Origin of the sequence: Amphibacillus sp. Q70 (assembly GCF_052055485.1) — a bacterium.
In the GTDB taxonomy this organism is placed as follows: Bacteria; Bacillota; Bacilli; order Bacillales; family Amphibacillaceae; genus Amphibacillus.
This window is the reverse complement of sequence record NZ_CP197171.1, coordinates 2,283,820-2,300,891: the sequence shown is the minus strand read 5'-3', so window position 1 is coordinate 2,300,891 and position 17,072 is coordinate 2,283,820. Positions and strand designations below refer to the sequence as shown.

Here is a 17,072-nt window from a genome sequence, read left to right as displayed (position 1 = left end):
GCAAGAATAAGTGTCTTGCTTATTCTGAGCCCTTGTTCCAACCAGTGGGTATTGGGAAAGAGACAGACTAAGTTCGCGGCGTTCTAGGGGTACCTTGCCCCCCATCGAAATAATTGGCGTCGAAGTACTTCCACTGATTGAAGTTCCGTTTGATGAAGCTTAATTATTATAACGAATGATCATCTATTTGTGAAATCGGATTTACCTTCTTATTTTGGTCAATAGTCTGGAATTTAAGCAAATAAACTCATAAAAAATAAAAAAGCTCCTTCTTTTAACAGAATAGTACTGTATTCAGAAGTTAGCTTTAAAGCAAGTAAGCTAACTTCTGAAATTAAGCAGTACAAGAAGCTTTTAAACTGGCTTAATCTAATGGTGTATAATCGACACCTTTTGTATACTCATTACCAGCATTCCATACTAGAAATTCATCAATTCCATTTTCATTTAACGCACGTATTTGATCCTCTATTTCTTCTACACCATAACTAAAAGTAGGACCACTATATAGCCAAGGTGCTTCAAAGTCTTGAATCCACGGGCGAGAAATGGGGCGATTGTCTAATTGATCTAAAATTTCATTCTCTAGCTTACTATATTCATCAACTAAGCGATAAGGCTCTTGATCAGGATTATCAATACCAAAATGTGGCGTCCAATGACTTGGATAAATCATTGAGGAAATAACATCAACATTTTCCGATATTCTAGAGAAATTCTGACCAATACCTGGCGTTTCTTCAACGGTTACGGCATAACCGAATATATCAACTGATAAATCAATATTGTAATTTTCCAGCTCTTCGTGAGCATAGGCAACAAAATCAGTCACTGCTTCCACACGTTTTTTCACGCCAGTAATATCCGCATCCTCATAGTCACCTTGTGAATATTCTAGATCCTCATCCCTATTCTCAAATCCTTCTGGAAATCGAACATAATCAAACTGAATGTCTTGGAAACCTAACTCAATGGCCTCCTTGGCAATATCTAAATTGTACTCCCAAACTTCTTTCATATATGGATTTACAAAAGCTTCTCCACGATTATTAACCCACACTTCACCATTTTCAAGGAAGGAAAGTTCTGGATTATTTTCGGCGAGAACACTATCCTTAAACACAACGATTCTTGCAATTGGATAAATTTCATTTTCCTCTAATACTTCCATCATTTTAACTGGATCATCTATATAAGGTTTTGAAATATCATAAAAAGGTGAATCTTGATCAGGTTGATATGTTAAATTACCAAAATCGTCTTTTATATCAATGACCATCGTATTTAATTCTGTTGAATTAACTAAGTCTAATAATGACTGAAAACGTGAGCCTCCTGCTGAGTGTCCGGTCAAATAAATCCCTCTAACGGCATCTGGATATTCAAAATGATAACCAGAGTCATATGTAAATCGGGCCATATTACGTATTTGTTCAAAAACTTTAATCTGAGTGTCTTTTGTTGCATGATTTCTAGAAACCAATAATTCTTGATTTGCTTCTTCAGCCATGATGATCGGTTGGTTAAACAAAAAGCTCATTAACATAATACCTGCTAATAACCAACCTATACTCTGATGCTTCTTCATAACCTATACCTCCAGTAATTGATAAAGCTAACCACTTTTATCTTGCTATAGTTTGTCACATATTGTTCATTATATAAGAAAACCAACAAAAATGATAGAAAAAAACTTATTTTACGACAAAAAGTACTATGAAAGAAAAAAATAATAAAACCTCAATAAGTAATGACCTTATTGAGGTTTTATTGATTATTCCGCTATAAATGGTTCCTCTTGTGTAACCGCTAGTTCATAGCGATAAATACCTGTTGATTCATCAAAATCAACGGCATAATTTTGAATACGATTATTAACTGGAACTAAAATAGCACGATAAAGGGTTGGGAAAACTGGGATTTCTTCAACCATAAGCTCTTGCCATTCGCTATACACGTCTTGACGATATTCTTGATCAAAAGCTTCTTCAGAAACACCTTCAGCTAGTAATTGATCATTCTCTTCACTTGCATAGCGGGTATAATTAAAGGCAGAGTTTCGGCCATATAATCCTGATGGATCCACATCAGATGCTACTCCCCAAGCACCTTGGTATACATCAATATCAGGATCATCAGCTTCGATCCGATCATAGAATGTATTCATTTCTTGTAAACGTCCTTCCAATAGTTGAACGTTTAAACCGACTTCTTCCCATGCTTGCATATAATATTGGGCTAATGGTTCAGCAGTATCCCCACCAGACATGGAAGCAAAATTAATCACTAATTCATTTCCATCTGGATCTTCACGGAACCCATCTTCATTAACATCAATATAACCGGCTTCATCTAAAATTTCATTAGCTAACTCTGGGTCATAAGTTGGTGCTTCGATCGTTTCATCATGATAATCTGGATGAGAAGGTGGAATTAAAGTTGTCGCATTCCAACGCAATCCATTATAGAATTGGTCACCAACGGTATTATTATCAACCGCATGCCACATTGCACGGCGTAAATTGACATCAGCCATTTTCGCATCAGGGTCAGGCTTTACTTCACCATCTTCCCATGTACCATGTTTAAAGCCGATATACGTATAAGCCAGATCAATATCACCTAAATATTCAACATTTGATAAATCTTCATTATCAGGATATTGATCAGTTGGGAATGAATCAACTAAATCAACTTCTCCATTCTCAATCGATTGTACAACAACATTCGGATTAACCACACGAACATCTACTCCATCAAGAGTAGGTTCACCTCTCCAGTAATCCTCATTCTTGACCATAGTAACAGACTCACCTGGTACAATTGATTCCACTTTAAATGGTCCCATACCAATCGGTTCTTCACGTACTAGATCCGATGAGGACATATCAGCTACGTCATATTCGGAAAAAACGTGTTTGGGTAATGCATATGACCAAATACCACTTGCTAATAATGATGGTGTGAATTGATCATAAGTGATAGTTAATGACTTTTCATCATGCACTTCAATACCTGAGATGGTATCGGCTTCTCCATCATGATAAGCCTCCATCCCTTCAATAATGGTAAAATCATCACCATAGCGAACACCATCATAATCTGGATGACCAATAACTTCATAAGCATAGGCCCAATCCTCAGCTTTGACAGGCTCACCATCATGCCAGTTCACATCATCACGAATGGTAAGTGTAATTGAGCCTTCTTCCTCATTAACCTCATAAGTAGCGGCTCCATCTTGTGTAAAATTATAGTTCTCATCAACACTTAAAAGTGATTCATCAAACCATTCGATAATTTTGGCATCAGGTTTAGCAGAATAAAAGTTGAAATTCAATGTTCCTTCAAATGCTGAATCTGCAACGATACCAAACGTAATCGTTCCACCATCAATTGCTTCTCCTTCATTTGTTTTAATCTGTTCAAAATCATCGATGGAATAAACATCATCGTCTGATTCGCCACCGCCACAAGCTGCTAAAGCTAGTAGCATAACTAGCATCAAAGTAGCTAGTATCTTTTTTAGATAAGTTTTTCTCATCTTGTATGCCTCCCCTAAAAGTATGATTTAAGTGTACGATCTTTTTATATATGCACACTTTGTCCAATTCTTATTAACATTATTCAATTAGAATAATTAGCCTCGACGTTGACGGGCATCTGTCGCCCGTTTTAACGCTTCTCCAACGTTTCGAACGCTAAGCATTAATAAGAAAATCAGAATCGCTGCGGGTAACCAAATCCACCAGCGGTATTCTAAGGTTTGTGGGTTTCGCGCATAGCTTAATAACGTCCCTAAGCTCGGTGTTGACTCTGGAAAGCCAAAGCCCAGAAAGGATAAGCCTGACTCTAACCCAATATTAGCTGCCAAATTCAATGTCATCGTCACGATGATTAACGAACTTAAATTTGGCAGCACTTGCCCAAACATGATCTTCCACTGCGGGGTCCCCAAGGTCTTGGACGCTTGGGCATAATCTAACTCCCGTTCTTGCAAGGCTTTTGACCGAACTAACCGGGCAATCCCCATCCATAAAAAGGCGGTCATGATCAGTGAAAAGGCCATTGTACTATAACTCGGCACAATTGCGACAAAGACAATTACGATCATCAGAAACGGTAAGATTTGAAAGAAATCAAGAACCCGCATCATGATGTTATCGACATGCCCCCCAAAATAACCGGCTACTAATCCAAAGATCACGCCAATCATTCCGGTTAAGAAGGTAACAATAAATCCAATCCATAAAGAGTTCCGTGTCCCCACGATCAATTGACCAAAGACATCACGTCCCCCATAATCGGTTCCTAACCAAAATTCGTTGTTCGGTGCTTGGTGAATGGACAATAAATCAACCCGAACAATTTGATCTAAATCTAAAACACCTGAGATTGTAAAAACAACCACGGTAATAGTCACAAAAAAGATTAAGGACACTAACGCTAATTTATCACGAACAATTTCGCGCCAAAGAATCGTTAACCCACTCTGACTTTTGTTGGCTTTCTTTTCTTTTTTTACATCTACGTCTACATTAGTTTCTGCCATGGATCTCACTCCTTTCTCGATTACTTAATTCGAATTCTTGGATCAACAAGGCTTAAGATAATATCAGATAATAACGCTCCTAAGATTGAGGCGACACCGAATAGTAAAACGACGGCGGTTACCACACTATAATCACGTTGCGTGATCGACTCCATAAAGAGAAGCCCCATACCTGGGTAACTATAAATCGTTTCAATAAAGACCGTTCCTCCAATTAAGCCGGTAATCTCAAAGCCGAATAAAGCAGCAATCGGTAACAGTGAGTTTCTAAAGACATGGCGATTGTAAACACGAGACTCTGAAGCCCCTTTCGCTCGAGCGGTCAAAATAAAATCTTTCTGTTTGGTATCAATGATTTCATTACGTAAATATTGCACCGTATTAACGGTTGTAATCAGGGCCATCGATAAAGCCGGTAACATCAAATGATGCAAGCGACTGACGATATAAGGCAAGGTACCGGGAGTTAAGCCCGGACCGACACTTGATCCCGTTGGGAACCAACCGAAATTAAAACCAAAAATCCACAAAATCACTAAGGCAAAGATAAATAAGGGGGTCGCAAATCCAATGTACGTATAGCCTGTAATCATTTGATCCCGAAGGGAATCATTGTAGCGGCCACTCGTAATCCCCAATGGAATAGCAATCAAATAGGTAAAAATTAAAGTTAATAAAGACAGCCACACCGTATTATTCAATCGTTGACCAATCAAAGTGGTCACATCCACTTTAAACCGAAAGGATTGCCCTAAATCGCCTTGTAAGGCATTGCCTATCCAATCAATATACTGAACGTGCCAAGGATCATTTAAACCCAGACGTTCCCGTTGTTCAGCAATCGTTGCCGGGTCTAAGTTAGGATCGACTAACCCGGTTAAAGCATCTCCCGGCATCAACTGTGCCATGAGAAAAACCAAGACACTGAGTAACAGAATCTGAGGTAGTGTAATCATCAATCGTCTCACAATAAACTTCCACATCGTTAAGTCACCCTCTCTCCGGCAAAGCAACGAGATGGGTTTCTGATTGGCGACGTAAAGGATAAGCCAAGCCCTCTTCATCGAAATAATCATGATAGGACTGTTCATATTCTTTTTGAACATCTTCTCTAAAAGTCTTTTGCTTTGCTCTATTTTTTGGATTAATATCTGGAATAGCCGCCACTAAGCGCTTCGTATAAATATGTTGGGGCTGGGTGAAGATATCTTCTGTTGTCCCTTCCTCAACATAACGCCCTTTATACATGATGCCGATCTGATCGCTCATGTGTTTCACAATGCCTAAATCATGGCTAATAAATAAATAAGTTAAATTGAGTTCCTCTTGAATATCCCGCATGAAATTTAACACTTGGGCTTGCACAGACACATCAAGGGCAGAAACCGGTTCATCGGCGATAATCAACTTAGGCTTTAAAGCGATCGCTCGGGCAATCCCAATGCGTTGCCGCTGTCCCCCTGAAAATTGGTGTGGGTATTTATAAATCGCTTCTTCTGAAAGCCCGACCTTTTCAAGCAAGTCCGCAACCCGGATCACTTCTTCTTTTTTCGTTAGTTTTTCATAGTTCCGTAACGGTTCAGCCACGATATCTAACACCCGTTTCTTTGGGTTCAAAGAAGAATAGGGATCTTGAAAGATCATTTGAATATCTTTTCTGAAATCTAATTTTTTATTCTTTTTATCGGCTAAGTCCGTCCCCTGAAACAGGACTTGACCAGATGTAATCTCATTTAAACCAATAATGGCTCGACCGGTTGTCGTTTTACCTGAACCGGATTCACCAACGAGACCATAGGTTTTACCTTCTTCGATTTGAAAGGAAATCCCGTCAACCGCTCGAACTGAATCAATCTTTCGATTCAGGAGACCGCCTCGAATGGGGAAATGAACGTGTAAATCGTTAATCTCAAGAAAGGCCACTTGTCTCAACCTCCTCTATGTCGGGAAAATGAAAATGCTTATAGCACGTACAACGCACCCAATGATCGGGCGCTATTTCGTGTAAAACGGGATCAGCTTCATGAGCTGTCTCCTCAACCCAAGGAATTCGTGCCTTAAACCGACAGCCTGTTCGAGGTAAATGAGCTAAGGAAGGGACAATCCCTTGAATCACATGTAATTTCCCCTGTTTTTGATGGGTATTAGGAACCGAATTTAATAAAGAGCGTGTATAAGGATGTTGTGGGTTATCAAACAAGGTTTCCACAGTGGCCACTTCGACCAGTTCCCCTGCATACATCACAGCCACCCGATCTGCCATTTCAGCCACGACCCCTAAATCGTGAGTAATTAAAATAATACCGGCGTCCATGTTCTCCTTTAAGTTTCGGATCAAATCAAGAATCTGGGCCTGGATCGTCACATCCAAGGCGGTCGTTGGCTCATCGGCAATTAATAATTCAGGATCATTGGAAATCGCAATCGCAATCATCACACGCTGCCGCATCCCACCCGATAATTCATGAGGGAATTGATCAACGACATAGTCTGGGCGAGGAATACCGACTTGATTTAATAAGTCAATCACCTTACGGCGTCGTTCTTTATTCCCCAGTCTTTTATCATGTAGGTAGAGGGCTTCACCAATCTGTTCTTCCACCGTCATTAATGGATTCAAAGCCGTTAACGGGTCTTGGAAAATCATCGCCATGTCTTTTCCTCTCACCTGATTCAGACGTGAAGAAGACATCCCCACGACATCTTCCCCTTTAAATAAAATTTCTCCTTCTGTTTTCGCTCGATTGTGTAGGCGCATAATGGAAAAAGCTAATGCACTTTTTCCTGATCCAGATTCCCCTACAATGGCTAAGACTTCATTCTTATTCACACTTAATGAGACATCGTCAACAGCCGCATAATAATCATCTCGAATCCGAAAGGAGGTATTCAAATGCTTGATCTCTAAAAGCTTTTCAGTTTTCACTCTTACTCGCTCCTTCTCTTTCATAACTCATCCATCAGTAAAAACAGTAAACAAAGTAGTTCATCATATACAAAAAGTTAACGCACGATTAAAAAAATCGCATTCGCTCGTCTTTTTGCGAAACAACCCCATAGGTTAGTATCACTTCTTGAACAAACGTCATGCAGTTTCTTAGCGAAGTGTTACATGATTAAATAATCATGTAACACTTCAAGCACACCTATGTTAGTTTATCTTATACTTTGAACGTAAAACATTAGCTCCCTAAAAACCGCTTCTTAGCTAAAACTCTATCCTCATAAAGGGTAAAAATAGTGTGTGAATTTTTTAAGAAAACTTTAAGATAAGATCGCCTATATAAACAAAATATCAAAAAGAAATTCACAAATCTTCAAAAATAGACACCATAGAATTGCATAAGGTGAATTATATTGGATTCGTTATATAAATGCAATATTAATCGCAAAATTAGATAATATTCAAAAATATATTAATTTTCAGTCAAATATCCTATGCCAAGTGACACAGGGAATAGAGAAAATAATTCAAAATCACTAAATATACACTATTATTATTCACAATGTATAAATAATCATTTACTTTCAAAAAACAGTGAATGATTTTCACAATAGATAGCTGACTTGTCTACTTATTCAATCGTAAAATTTAATTAAAGTACCTTGTTAGAATCAAATCGAAAAACACAGCAACCATAAAACTTAAAAGTTTGCTGTGTTTTATTTTAAGACCATTTTAATACTGCTCTTAAGTTAACTATTTCTGATAATCGAAAATAACTTCATCTTCATCAGCTAAGTAATCTATCTTTAGATTATGACCATCAAAAAACCATAAATCATCCTGCTCAACAAGAAGACGCACTTGTTCTTTCTCTATGATTACACCTTTATCAATGGGTTGGTCCACTTTACGAAAGGCTAGGGCAAAATTATCTTGCACTGGACTACTTCCATAAATCTGTGGGAAAAATTTAATATATTCGTCTTCCTGTACACCATACTCTTCTTTAAACCACTTTAAAGCTCGATCAGTTAGTTCAATTTTCATTATAAAAAATCCTTTCAAGCTTACCTTCATTATTTAACTACTATTGGTCTATTGTAACATGATTTTCAAGTTTTTAAAGTCATCCGCTTTGAACAATAGATCGTAGCTTGTCTCAGATGTCATACTTACGATTGTTGATTATTCGTGTTAGGGTAAAGCCCCCATTTGTTACGTTGCCATACTTAATGCTCTATCCTTACGGTCCTTAATCAAATTGTTAATAGAGGTTAATCGACAGAACAAACTTATCTCACGAGTTATTCATGAAGTCTATCGATAGAGGTGAAAGTAGAATAACTCTATTAGCCAATCAGTCGATTACAGGGAAGAGTAAAGGAATGGCTCTTGCCTATCTTGTAGTAATTGATTATAATATGATTAATTATATGATTGCGATGAAAAAGTGTAGGATTCATGTCCACTGGTTTATTAGAGAATCTGGCTGCTGAAAACAGATACCAAGATATGATGAAATTGGGGCTTTCGAGCATGTATGTTTTAACATACCGTTCTGATCAAACGTTATCTGATTTTAAAGTGATCTCATTTTCCGAGATAAGCAGGGTGGCACCGCGGTTCATTCGTCCCTCAACCATAATCGGACAATGAGTTTTTTTATTTTCAATCATCATTTAAAGAAGAAAAGGAAAGGTGAATAAAATGGAAACCATTTTTTCAGGCATTCAACCCAGTGGGTCGCTAACCCTAGGAAATTATTTAGGAGCAATGAAGCAATTTGTTGATTTACAATCTGATTATCATTGTTATTTTTGTATCGTTGATGAACATGCGATTACTGTTCCTCAAGATCGATTAAAGTTAAGAGAGAATATTCGCTCATTAGCTGCGCTTTATTTAGCAAGTGGTATTGATCATGAAAAGGCAACACTTTTTATTCAATCTGAAGTGCCTGCCCATACTCAATTATGCTGGATCATGCAAACCCAAAGTTACATCGGTGAGCTTGAGCGAATGACCCAATTTAAAGACAAATCAGTTGGAAAAGAAGCCGTATCAGCAGCGTTATTAACTTATCCTCCCTTAATGGCTGCCGATATTTTGCTTTATAATACAAATCTCGTCCCTGTTGGCAATGATCAAAAACAACATTTAGAATTAACAAGAGATTTAGCAGAACGCTTTAATCGAAAGTATAATGACATTTTTACCATTCCTGATATCAGAGTATCAGATGTTGGCGCGCGAATTATGTCTCTTCAAGAACCAACAAAGAAGATGAGTAAATCTGATGACAATCAAAAAGCAACTGTTTATATGTTGGATGAACCCAAAAGAATTGAGAAAAAAATAAAAAGTGCAATGACTGATTCAGAGGGAGTCATTCGCTTTGATCCAAAAGAAAAAGCAGGTATTAGTAATTTAATGACCATTTTAGCGAGTTGCACGAACCAAACTTTAGATCAAATAGAAGAAAAATATCAAGATGTCGGTTATGGACAATTTAAGCAAGAGGTTGCTGATGCTGTTATTGAAGTGTTAAAGCCGATTCAAGAACGTTACTATGACATTATTAATACACAGGAATTAGATGATATTCTTGATCATGGTGCAGAAAAAGCAAGTATGGTTGCTAATAAAACACTTGCAAAAGCAAAGAAAGCCGTTGGACTTGGAAGAGTAAAAAAACGCAAATAATATTAAAAATAACCAGTCAGTGAATGGAAGCTACTGACTGGTTATTTTATTCTTTTCATGGCAATATCATCATTAGTTTGATTGGCTCTTTCCCACAATTGTTCAAATAAAAGATGACCTTTAACAATTTCACGACAAAAGTCTTCATGTTTTTTAGACCATCCTTGATAAATATGTTGATATAACCTTTGCCAAGCCGATTTAAACGATAGTTTGCAAATCATGCTATATCGGTCTGGTTCCCATTCTGTTAACCAATAATGGATTTCATCACAATTTTTCCCTTCCCATAATTGATCAAGTACAAGCATTGTCAGTTGCTTTAATTCCCTTTCTCGTCTAATTAAACCAACCATAGCCTCTGGTGCAGGCGAAAATAAATGACCTGTCTTATCAGGTTGATTTCTTTTTACTGGGAAGCTCAATTTAGCTTGTGTTCGAATCAGTTGGAAAACTCTCCGCTCATGTCGAGGGATGAGGCGGCTCTTTTTCAATGGAAGATGATAATCCATTGTATCAAAGGCAATAACTCCTCTGCCATCTGTTACGACTGCAGCATATTTTAATACCTTTCCTTTTACAATTGTTCGGTTTTTAATCATATCTAACAGTTTTCTGGGTAAATCATCGAGGTCATTTTCTATATATTGATATACTTCTGTTTCAACATATAGAACAGGAATAGTGTCGATTAAATGGATTTCATCTAGCTTTCGCCATTCAAAAAATGGACAAACATTATATCCGTTTTCTTCACCTTCAAACCAATTTACCCAAACATCATTCATGACGATCATTGAACTGCCCTCACTTGTCATATTTACAAAATAGTATCACCATTTTTATGATATTTATTCATTTGATTCTTTTTAACAGGCGATAATAACCAGGTATCATTAATAAGATACCAACAAAGAAAAGCTGACATTCTGTTTGTGTTAAAACAAAGCGCCAATAGCTTGTCCAACCTAAACCCGCAGGAACAAGATTCATATATAAAATCAGCATGACACCACCTGCAACTGTTAAACCAAAACCAATTAAAAATAACATTCAGACACCTCCAGTAGCTTGTCCCTTCACAAATACTCTATGTCTATCCACATAAAAAAAGACCTGCCACATGAATGGGTAGTCACTCGATAAGCTAGATTTTCACACTAACTTTTTGAGATCACCTCTGGACAGATCTTTCTATTTAGGCTAGATATTTTTTAAAGATTAAAGTTGCGTTATGCCCGCCAAAACCAAGAGAATTTGATAATGCAACATCAATTGTTTTTCTGCGTGCTTCATTTGGAACATAATCTAAATCGCACTCGGGATCAGGGGTTTGATAATTTATCGTCGGCGGTACAATACCTGTTTCAATCGCTTTTATGGCAGCAATTGCTTCGACACCACCTGCTGCCCCTAACAAGTGACCCGTCATTGATTTCGTTGATGAAATCAATAATTCATTAGCATGTGCTTGGAAAACAGCTTTAATAACAGTCGTCTCAAATTTGTCATTGAATGGAGTACTCGTCCCATGGGCATTAATATAATCAATCTGATCAGGTTTCAAATCAGCATCTTCAATCGCTTGTTTCATTGCTCGCTGAGCTCCTTCGCCTTCAGGAGCAGGAGCTGTAATATGATAAGCATCACCTGTCGAGCCATAGCCAACGATTTCAGCATAAATATCAGCTCCTCTAGCCAATGCTGAGTCTAATGACTCTAACACAAGAATTCCTGCACCTTCTCCCATAACAAACCCATCTCGGTCTTTGTCAAAAGGACGACTTGCTGTTTGCGGGTCTTCATTAAAGGATAAGGCTCTCGCTGTTGAAAATCCTGCAAAAGCCATATTCGTTAGTGGGGCTTCAGCTCCACCCGTAATCATTGCCTCTGCATCCCCTCGTTCGATCACTTTAAATGCATCACCTATCGAATTTGTACCTGTTGCACATGCCGTAACAGTACAAGAGTTGATTCCTTTGGCACCTAATTGAATCGAGATTTGACCTGCAGCCATATCTGGTATCAACATCGGGACAAAAAATGGACTGACACGACGATAACCTTTAGCTAAAAATTTCCGAAATTGCTCTTCATAAGTTTCCAGCCCACCAATACCTGATCCAACCCAAACACCTACTTTGTCAGCATTTTGATCATCGATGTTTAAGCCGGCATCTTCTACTGCCATTTTAGCCGCACCAACAGCATATTGAGTAAATAAATCCATTCTTTTTGTTTCTTTTTTATCGATATATAATTGCGGATCCCAATCTTTAATTTCACCTGCAACTTTGACAGGAAAATCATCTCTGTTCACTTTTGTAATAAAATCAATTCCTGATTTTCCAGCAATTAAATTTTCCCATAATTGATCTTTTGTTGCTCCAAGTGGTGTTACTGCTCCCATACCGGTTACAACAACTCGATTTCGCACCATTATTTTATCCTCCTTTATTCGCTACTTACAACAGTTTTAAATTATCTACCCCAACGCAATGTCATCGCTCCCCAGGTTAAGCCACCGCCAAATCCAACAAGCACAATTAAATCTTGATCTTTTATCTTTCCTTCACGAACGTCTTCTGATAAGGAAATGGGGATCGAGGCTGCTGAAGTATTTCCATATTTATTAACTGTATAAGACATTTTCTCTTTAGCAATCCCTAAACGCTCGCGAGCTGCTTCCATGATTCGAACATTAGCTTGATGTGGGACCAAATAGTCAACATCCGACTTTTCAAATCCTGCCTTTTCAACTACCTTTTCAGCTGACTCAGGCATTTGTCTAACTGCAAATTTAAAAACCTCTCGGCCGTTCATGCGAATTTTATTGTCATCTTGATGAAGAGAAGCTCCACCTGTTCCATCGGCACCAAGCTCATATGATAAAATCCCTTTGCCTTCACTTACCTCACTAACAATCGCTGCACCTGCACCGTCTCCAAATAGTACACAAGTATTACGATCAGACCAATCGGTAATTTTAGATAGCTTTTCAGCTCCAATGACTAGAATGTTTTTATACATACCGCTATCAATAAAATGCTTTGCCGTTATGATGCCATAAATAAAACCAGAACACGCTGCACCCACATCCATCGCACTAGCCTGAGTCGCTCCCAACCTTGCTTGTAGTTGACAAGCGACTGACGGGAAGGTTTGATCAGCAGTCACTGTCGCAACCAAAATCATGTCGAGTTGATCAGCTTTTAAATCAGCATGTTCTAAAGCATTTAATGCTGCCTGATACGCCATATCAGATGTTTCTTCCTTTGCTTTTGCAATATGACGTGTCTCAATTCCAGTTCGAGTTCTAATCCATTCATCCGTTGTATCAACCATTTTTTCTAAATCTTTATTTGTTAAGATATATTCAGGCAGATAATGCCCAACACCAATAATTCCAGTCGCCATCTTCATTACTCCTCACTCATCTATCTATTATCACTTATTTTAGCACTTGGTACTAATATAAGGCATTATGTTTAGATAATCAAGTTCTTTAAACGAATATTTAAAATAATTTCTAGATAAACCATATGAAACAGTAATGATTTAAAAAATCTTTTTATCAAGCTATTATGCGACTCCCACTTAGCTTAGTTCAAAATCCTGTTCATATTTTCAGGACACTTTCCAAGTCTATGTAGATGTCAGATATGATAGGTAATTTATTGGTGAAATTTGTTCATCTATAAACTGGGCTATAACCAGTACTGACAGTTTCGAAAACAGTTATTTGTTTTAATTTCTCAATAAGCAAATAGCTCTGCTAACTTTTTTAGGATCCAAGAGATAATAATTTGCTCAAAAAATGAGTCCGATTAAACTCGTTTCACTGGTGAGCCCATTCTGTATCCTATTTCATTTATTAAGGTACAGAGTACTTTTTCCATATTTAAGAAAGCTAATCATTTTAAGTAAACTTAAAATGATTCCATTTTCCTGCTACATTTGATAAAATAGAAAGATAGAGAATATTTAATATCTAGAGGTGAAGTCATGCGATTTATCATAACAATATTATGGTCTTTTGCCATCAGTTTAGTTTTAGGATATGTTTTAACCAGTATGGGAGGCTATGAATTTAAGATATGGCCTGTGATATTAATGGGCAGTATTTTCAGTTTAATTGCGCTCTTTGTTGGTGAAGGCTACATTAAGGAAGAACATTAATGTCAGCCTTTATTTAATGAGGGATAGTGTTTTTCTCATTTATTTTTTTGTCTTAAATTTTAGAATAATAGCATAACATTAATCAAGTTGAAATGAAAATGACCTCTTGCTCGTTTAAGCAAGAGGTATATAATCAGAGCAACGGCAAAACAGTTAATGCAGCTAAAGCTGCTAATGGAATAACAAGTTGATTATATGATCCTGATCCATGATGTGAACCCGGACCATATGGCGGGTATGGACCTGGGTACGGTGGATAAGGTGAGCCAGGACCATATGGTGGATAAGGCGGATAAGGTGAACCCCCTCCATAAGGCGGGCGTGGTCTCGGCGGGTATGATGGCCCCCCTCCATACGGATTATACTGCCTGTTCTCTGCTTGCATTCCATCTGAACTCGACGGCACCGCTACATAAACATTTTCATCATCAAGATTCATGATAATACCATCAATTTGTTCGCCAGTTGTTGTCTGAAGTAATACATGTTGATTCATATGTTGCTTACATAAATCATAAATATGATCTTGCATAGAGATCCCTCCCTTTCTCATCATTAGCCTATGCCTAAATATTTATGACGTGATTATTTAATCAAATAATGGAGGAAAAAAGATGACATTTTTAGATCAACTGATTTTAATTATGCAATACATTTTCTTAGGATTTGTTCAGGGGTTTACTGAACCCATTCCGATCTCATCCAGTGGTCATTTGGTAATGATTCAAGATCTATTTAATTTAAAAGGAACAGATTTATCTTTTGAAATATTATTACACTTTGCCTCACTGATTGCGATTATAATCATTTACTGGGATGATATTGTCCGCCTCGCAACAAAAGGAATTAAGTATCTTTTTAAAAAAGACCCATCAGGAAAGCAAGAATTTGATTTTATTGTTTATTTAATAATCGCTACGATTCCTGCTGGTGTTTTGGGTGTTTTATTCGAGGATGTAATCGGTGAAACATTTAGTACAGCAAAAATGGTGGGTATTTCACTGATTGTCACTGGGATTGCTCTATGGATTATTCGTAATTTGCGAGGTCGAAAAACTGAGGGGGAACTAACAGTAAAAGATGCAATTATCGTTGGACTAGCTCAAGCTGTTGCACTTATTCCAGGCATTAGTCGATCTGGTGCAACGCTAGTAGCTGCAATGTTACTTGGAATGAAGCAAAAAACAGCCTTACGATTCTCATTCTTGCTTTTTATTCCTGTTAGTTTAGGCTCATTCATTTTATCAGTGGACAGCTTGCTTTCCGAACAATTCATCTCACAGTGGCCGATTTATCTAATCTCATTCATAACTGCCGGAATCGCAACGTACTTTTCACTTCGTTGGTTTATGAATATTATGGCTCGAGGCAATTTAGTCTATTTTTCTATTTACTGCTTTATTGCTGGATCGGTTGCCTTTTTGATCCTTTAATTGGTAGACAGCTTTTGGGACAAACTCATTGGGGGGTGTTTGATATGCGCAGATTAACAAAAATTAATCAACTACCCGTTGAATTAAACAATTATTTATCGAAACCTGATTACTTTATGCCAATCCAAAAAAACACCTTTCTTTTTCGTCAAGGGGAAGCTGTCAAAGATCTATATGTGATTGTCTCAGGGAAAATATTGCTTGGTAAAACATCGTCTGAAGGACGTGAGCTAACTTTAAGATTTTGTGGCCCGAACGACTTAATTGGTGAATTCATTAACGGGGAACTGCCCACCAATTATTTGGTTGATGGAAAAATAACAGAATCGGGAGAAGTTGCTGTCTTTAATCAAAAAAAGTTGCTCGAAGAAATGAGCGATAATCCAAATGCCATGATTGAATTTTTAAGATTTGCCAATCTTCAGCATCGTAAGAATCAGACTAAATTTCGCGATCTGCTTCTATATGGAAAGAAAGGGGCGCTCTATTCAACTTTAATTCGTCTATCAAATAGTTATGGCAAGAAAGTAGCTGACGGCATCCTAATCGATATCCAATTGACGAATCAAGAGATTGCTAATTTTTGTGCAACATCAAGAGAATCCGTTAATCGGATGTTAAATGCTTTAAAGCAAAAAGATATCATCCAAATGCACCATGGACGAATTACCATTCAACAGCTTGACTACTTGAAAAAAGAAATTAACTGTGAAAACTGTCCAGCTGTTCTATGTACAGTTAATTAGGAAAACAAGTTCTTCCATAATAAAAATAAATCCGGATGAGACCAAGGTTTGAATGATAGCATCATTCACCTTCTATCTTCATCCGGCATTTTTATGATCTAAGCAATTAATTAATCAGGAATACCTAGAGCAATTTTTGCATAGCGTGACATCCGATCTTTAGACCATGGTGGTGACCAAATGATATTCACCTCTGTATCTTTTACTTCTGGTAGGTCGGATAGTGCCCCTTTGACATCTGCTTCAATGTGTCCAGCCAGTGGACATCCCATAGCTGTTAATGTCATCGTGACAATCGCTGTCCCTTCCTCATTTAGTTCAACGCCATAAACAAGGCCTAGATTAACAATATCAATCCCGAGCTCTGGATCAATAACATTCTCCAAAGCACCGAGTAAATTTTCTTGTAATGCTTCATCCATTAGATTTCACTCCCTTTTTCTAATAGTAACTCATTATATCCTTATTTTAAACAAAATTGTTTAAAAAATAAAGTAAATCTTCCAACAGTT

17 protein-coding genes and 1 other annotated feature are annotated in these 17,072 nt (G+C 37.5%); of the genes, 4 read left to right on the top strand and 13 right to left on the bottom strand.

Annotated elements, in window-relative coordinates:
• Window positions 1-364 precede the first annotated feature (364 nt).
• From ACS127_RS10070 to ACS127_RS10040, 7 genes are all read right to left on the bottom strand, one after another.
• Complete coding sequence (locus tag ACS127_RS10070) at window positions 365-1,588, bottom strand: putative glycoside hydrolase (RefSeq protein WP_440894912.1); 1,224 nt, start codon at window positions 1,586-1,588, stop codon at window positions 365-367.
• 186 nt (window positions 1,589-1,774) lie between these two features.
• Entirely contained in the window at window positions 1,775-3,544 is a 1,770-nt protein-coding gene (opp4A, locus tag ACS127_RS10065; protein WP_440894911.1) for an oligopeptide ABC transporter substrate-binding protein, read from the bottom strand.
• Between the two features lie 96 nt (window positions 3,545-3,640).
• Window positions 3,641-4,552, bottom strand: coding sequence for an ABC transporter permease (locus tag ACS127_RS10060; protein ID WP_440894910.1), 912 nt, complete (start codon window positions 4,550-4,552; stop codon window positions 3,641-3,643).
• Between the two features lie 20 nt (window positions 4,553-4,572).
• Window positions 4,573-5,535: an oligopeptide ABC transporter permease gene (gene opp4B / locus ACS127_RS10055; protein WP_440894909.1), complete on the bottom strand. Its 963-nt coding sequence runs from the start codon at window positions 5,533-5,535 to the stop codon at window positions 4,573-4,575.
• Between the two features lie 7 nt (window positions 5,536-5,542).
• Entirely contained in the window at window positions 5,543-6,475 is a 933-nt protein-coding gene (locus ACS127_RS10050) for an ABC transporter ATP-binding protein (protein ID WP_440894908.1), read from the bottom strand.
• The gene (locus ACS127_RS10045) at window positions 6,462-7,502 is read right to left on the bottom strand and encodes an ABC transporter ATP-binding protein (RefSeq protein WP_440894907.1); all 1,041 of its coding nucleotides are present in this window, start codon (window positions 7,500-7,502) and stop codon (window positions 6,462-6,464) included. The genes ACS127_RS10050 and ACS127_RS10045 overlap by 14 nt, the downstream gene beginning before the upstream one ends.
• A 750-nt stretch (window positions 7,503-8,252) precedes the next feature.
• Window positions 8,253-8,546 carry a HesB/YadR/YfhF family protein gene (locus ACS127_RS10040; RefSeq protein WP_440894906.1) on the bottom strand — a complete coding sequence of 98 codons (294 nt, stop codon included), beginning with the start codon at window positions 8,544-8,546 and terminating at the stop codon, window positions 8,253-8,255.
• A 386-nt stretch (window positions 8,547-8,932) separates the two neighbouring features.
• Window positions 8,933-9,138 (top strand) — a binding site (T-box leader).
• A 68-nt stretch (window positions 9,139-9,206) separates the two neighbouring features.
• Here ACS127_RS10040 and trpS point away from each other — a divergent pair.
• Window positions 9,207-10,202 carry a tryptophan--tRNA ligase gene (trpS, locus tag ACS127_RS10035; RefSeq protein ID WP_440898119.1) on the top strand — a complete coding sequence of 332 codons (996 nt, stop codon included), beginning with the start codon at window positions 9,207-9,209 and terminating at the stop codon, window positions 10,200-10,202.
• Between the two features lie 41 nt (window positions 10,203-10,243).
• On the opposite strand, the gene ACS127_RS10030 is transcribed toward trpS, so the two are convergent.
• From ACS127_RS10030 to ACS127_RS10015, 4 genes are all read right to left on the bottom strand, one after another.
• Window positions 10,244-10,999 (bottom strand): DUF3603 family protein, encoded by a 756-nt coding sequence (locus ACS127_RS10030; protein ID WP_440894905.1) that lies wholly within the window; start codon window positions 10,997-10,999, stop codon window positions 10,244-10,246.
• A gap of 58 nt (window positions 11,000-11,057) precedes the next feature.
• Window positions 11,058-11,255 (bottom strand): hypothetical protein, encoded by a 198-nt coding sequence (locus ACS127_RS10025; protein WP_440894904.1) that lies wholly within the window; start codon window positions 11,253-11,255, stop codon window positions 11,058-11,060.
• Between the two features lie 145 nt (window positions 11,256-11,400).
• Window positions 11,401-12,642, bottom strand: a complete 1,242-nt coding sequence (gene fabF / locus ACS127_RS10020) for a beta-ketoacyl-ACP synthase II (RefSeq protein ID WP_440894903.1) — start codon at window positions 12,640-12,642, stop codon at window positions 11,401-11,403.
• Between the two features lie 41 nt (window positions 12,643-12,683).
• On the bottom strand, window positions 12,684-13,619 hold the full coding sequence (locus tag ACS127_RS10015; protein ID WP_440894902.1) for a beta-ketoacyl-ACP synthase III: 936 nt from the start codon (window positions 13,617-13,619) through the stop codon (window positions 12,684-12,686).
• 588 nt (window positions 13,620-14,207) lie between these two features.
• Between ACS127_RS10015 and ACS127_RS10010 the strand changes: the two genes are divergently transcribed.
• Window positions 14,208-14,381: a DUF2929 family protein gene (locus ACS127_RS10010; RefSeq protein ID WP_440894901.1), complete on the top strand. Its 174-nt coding sequence runs from the start codon at window positions 14,208-14,210 to the stop codon at window positions 14,379-14,381.
• Window positions 14,382-14,514: 133 nt separating this feature from the next.
• On the opposite strand, the gene ACS127_RS10005 is transcribed toward ACS127_RS10010, so the two are convergent.
• Window positions 14,515-14,913 carry a hypothetical protein gene (locus tag ACS127_RS10005; RefSeq protein WP_440894900.1) on the bottom strand — a complete coding sequence of 133 codons (399 nt, stop codon included), beginning with the start codon at window positions 14,911-14,913 and terminating at the stop codon, window positions 14,515-14,517.
• An 82-nt stretch (window positions 14,914-14,995) separates the two neighbouring features.
• Here ACS127_RS10005 and ACS127_RS10000 point away from each other — a divergent pair, with 82 nt between their 5' ends.
• Both ACS127_RS10000 and ACS127_RS09995 read left to right on the top strand, forming a co-directional pair.
• Window positions 14,996-15,814: an undecaprenyl-diphosphate phosphatase gene (locus tag ACS127_RS10000; protein WP_440894899.1), complete on the top strand. Its 819-nt coding sequence runs from the start codon at window positions 14,996-14,998 to the stop codon at window positions 15,812-15,814.
• 44 nt (window positions 15,815-15,858) lie between these two features.
• The gene (locus ACS127_RS09995; protein WP_440894898.1) at window positions 15,859-16,560 is read left to right on the top strand and encodes a Crp/Fnr family transcriptional regulator; all 702 of its coding nucleotides are present in this window, start codon (window positions 15,859-15,861) and stop codon (window positions 16,558-16,560) included.
• Window positions 16,561-16,670: 110 nt separating this feature from the next.
• Here ACS127_RS09995 and ACS127_RS09990 read toward each other — a convergent pair whose 3' ends face one another.
• The gene (locus tag ACS127_RS09990; protein WP_440894897.1) at window positions 16,671-16,982 is read right to left on the bottom strand and encodes a metal-sulfur cluster assembly factor; all 312 of its coding nucleotides are present in this window, start codon (window positions 16,980-16,982) and stop codon (window positions 16,671-16,673) included.
• Window positions 16,983-17,072: the final 90 nt, after the last annotated feature.

Excerpts from the sequence above, each read along its gene's own strand:
- ACS127_RS10005 (WP_440894900.1), bottom strand. The coding sequence starts at position 14,913 with ATGCAAGATCATATTTATGATTTATGTAAGCAACATATGAATCAACAT.
- ACS127_RS10010 (WP_440894901.1), top strand. The coding sequence starts at position 14,208 with ATGCGATTTATCATAACAATATTATGGTCTTTTGCCATCAGTTTAGTT.
- ACS127_RS09995 (WP_440894898.1), top strand. The coding sequence starts at position 15,859 with ATGCGCAGATTAACAAAAATTAATCAACTACCCGTTGAATTAAACAAT.
- ACS127_RS10015 (WP_440894902.1), bottom strand. The coding sequence starts at position 13,619 with ATGGCGACTGGAATTATTGGTGTTGGGCATTATCTGCCTGAATATATC.
- ACS127_RS10000 (WP_440894899.1), top strand. The coding sequence starts at position 14,996 with ATGACATTTTTAGATCAACTGATTTTAATTATGCAATACATTTTCTTA.
- ACS127_RS10045 (WP_440894907.1), bottom strand. The coding sequence starts at position 7,502 with ATGAAAGAGAAGGAGCGAGTAAGAGTGAAAACTGAAAAGCTTTTAGAG.
- opp4A (WP_440894911.1), bottom strand. The coding sequence starts at position 3,544 with ATGAGAAAAACTTATCTAAAAAAGATACTAGCTACTTTGATGCTAGTT.
- fabF (WP_440894903.1), bottom strand. The coding sequence starts at position 12,642 with ATGGTGCGAAATCGAGTTGTTGTAACCGGTATGGGAGCAGTAACACCA.
- opp4B (WP_440894909.1), bottom strand. The coding sequence starts at position 5,535 with ATGTGGAAGTTTATTGTGAGACGATTGATGATTACACTACCTCAGATT.
- ACS127_RS10060 (WP_440894910.1), bottom strand. The coding sequence starts at position 4,552 with ATGGCAGAAACTAATGTAGACGTAGATGTAAAAAAAGAAAAGAAAGCC.
- ACS127_RS09990 (WP_440894897.1), bottom strand. The coding sequence starts at position 16,982 with ATGGATGAAGCATTACAAGAAAATTTACTCGGTGCTTTGGAGAATGTT.
- ACS127_RS10030 (WP_440894905.1), bottom strand. The coding sequence starts at position 10,999 with ATGATCGTCATGAATGATGTTTGGGTAAATTGGTTTGAAGGTGAAGAA.
- trpS (WP_440898119.1), top strand. The coding sequence starts at position 9,207 with ATGGAAACCATTTTTTCAGGCATTCAACCCAGTGGGTCGCTAACCCTA.
- ACS127_RS10025 (WP_440894904.1), bottom strand. The coding sequence starts at position 11,255 with ATGTTATTTTTAATTGGTTTTGGTTTAACAGTTGCAGGTGGTGTCATG.
- ACS127_RS10070 (WP_440894912.1), bottom strand. The coding sequence starts at position 1,588 with ATGAAGAAGCATCAGAGTATAGGTTGGTTATTAGCAGGTATTATGTTA.
- ACS127_RS10040 (WP_440894906.1), bottom strand. The coding sequence starts at position 8,546 with ATGAAAATTGAACTAACTGATCGAGCTTTAAAGTGGTTTAAAGAAGAG.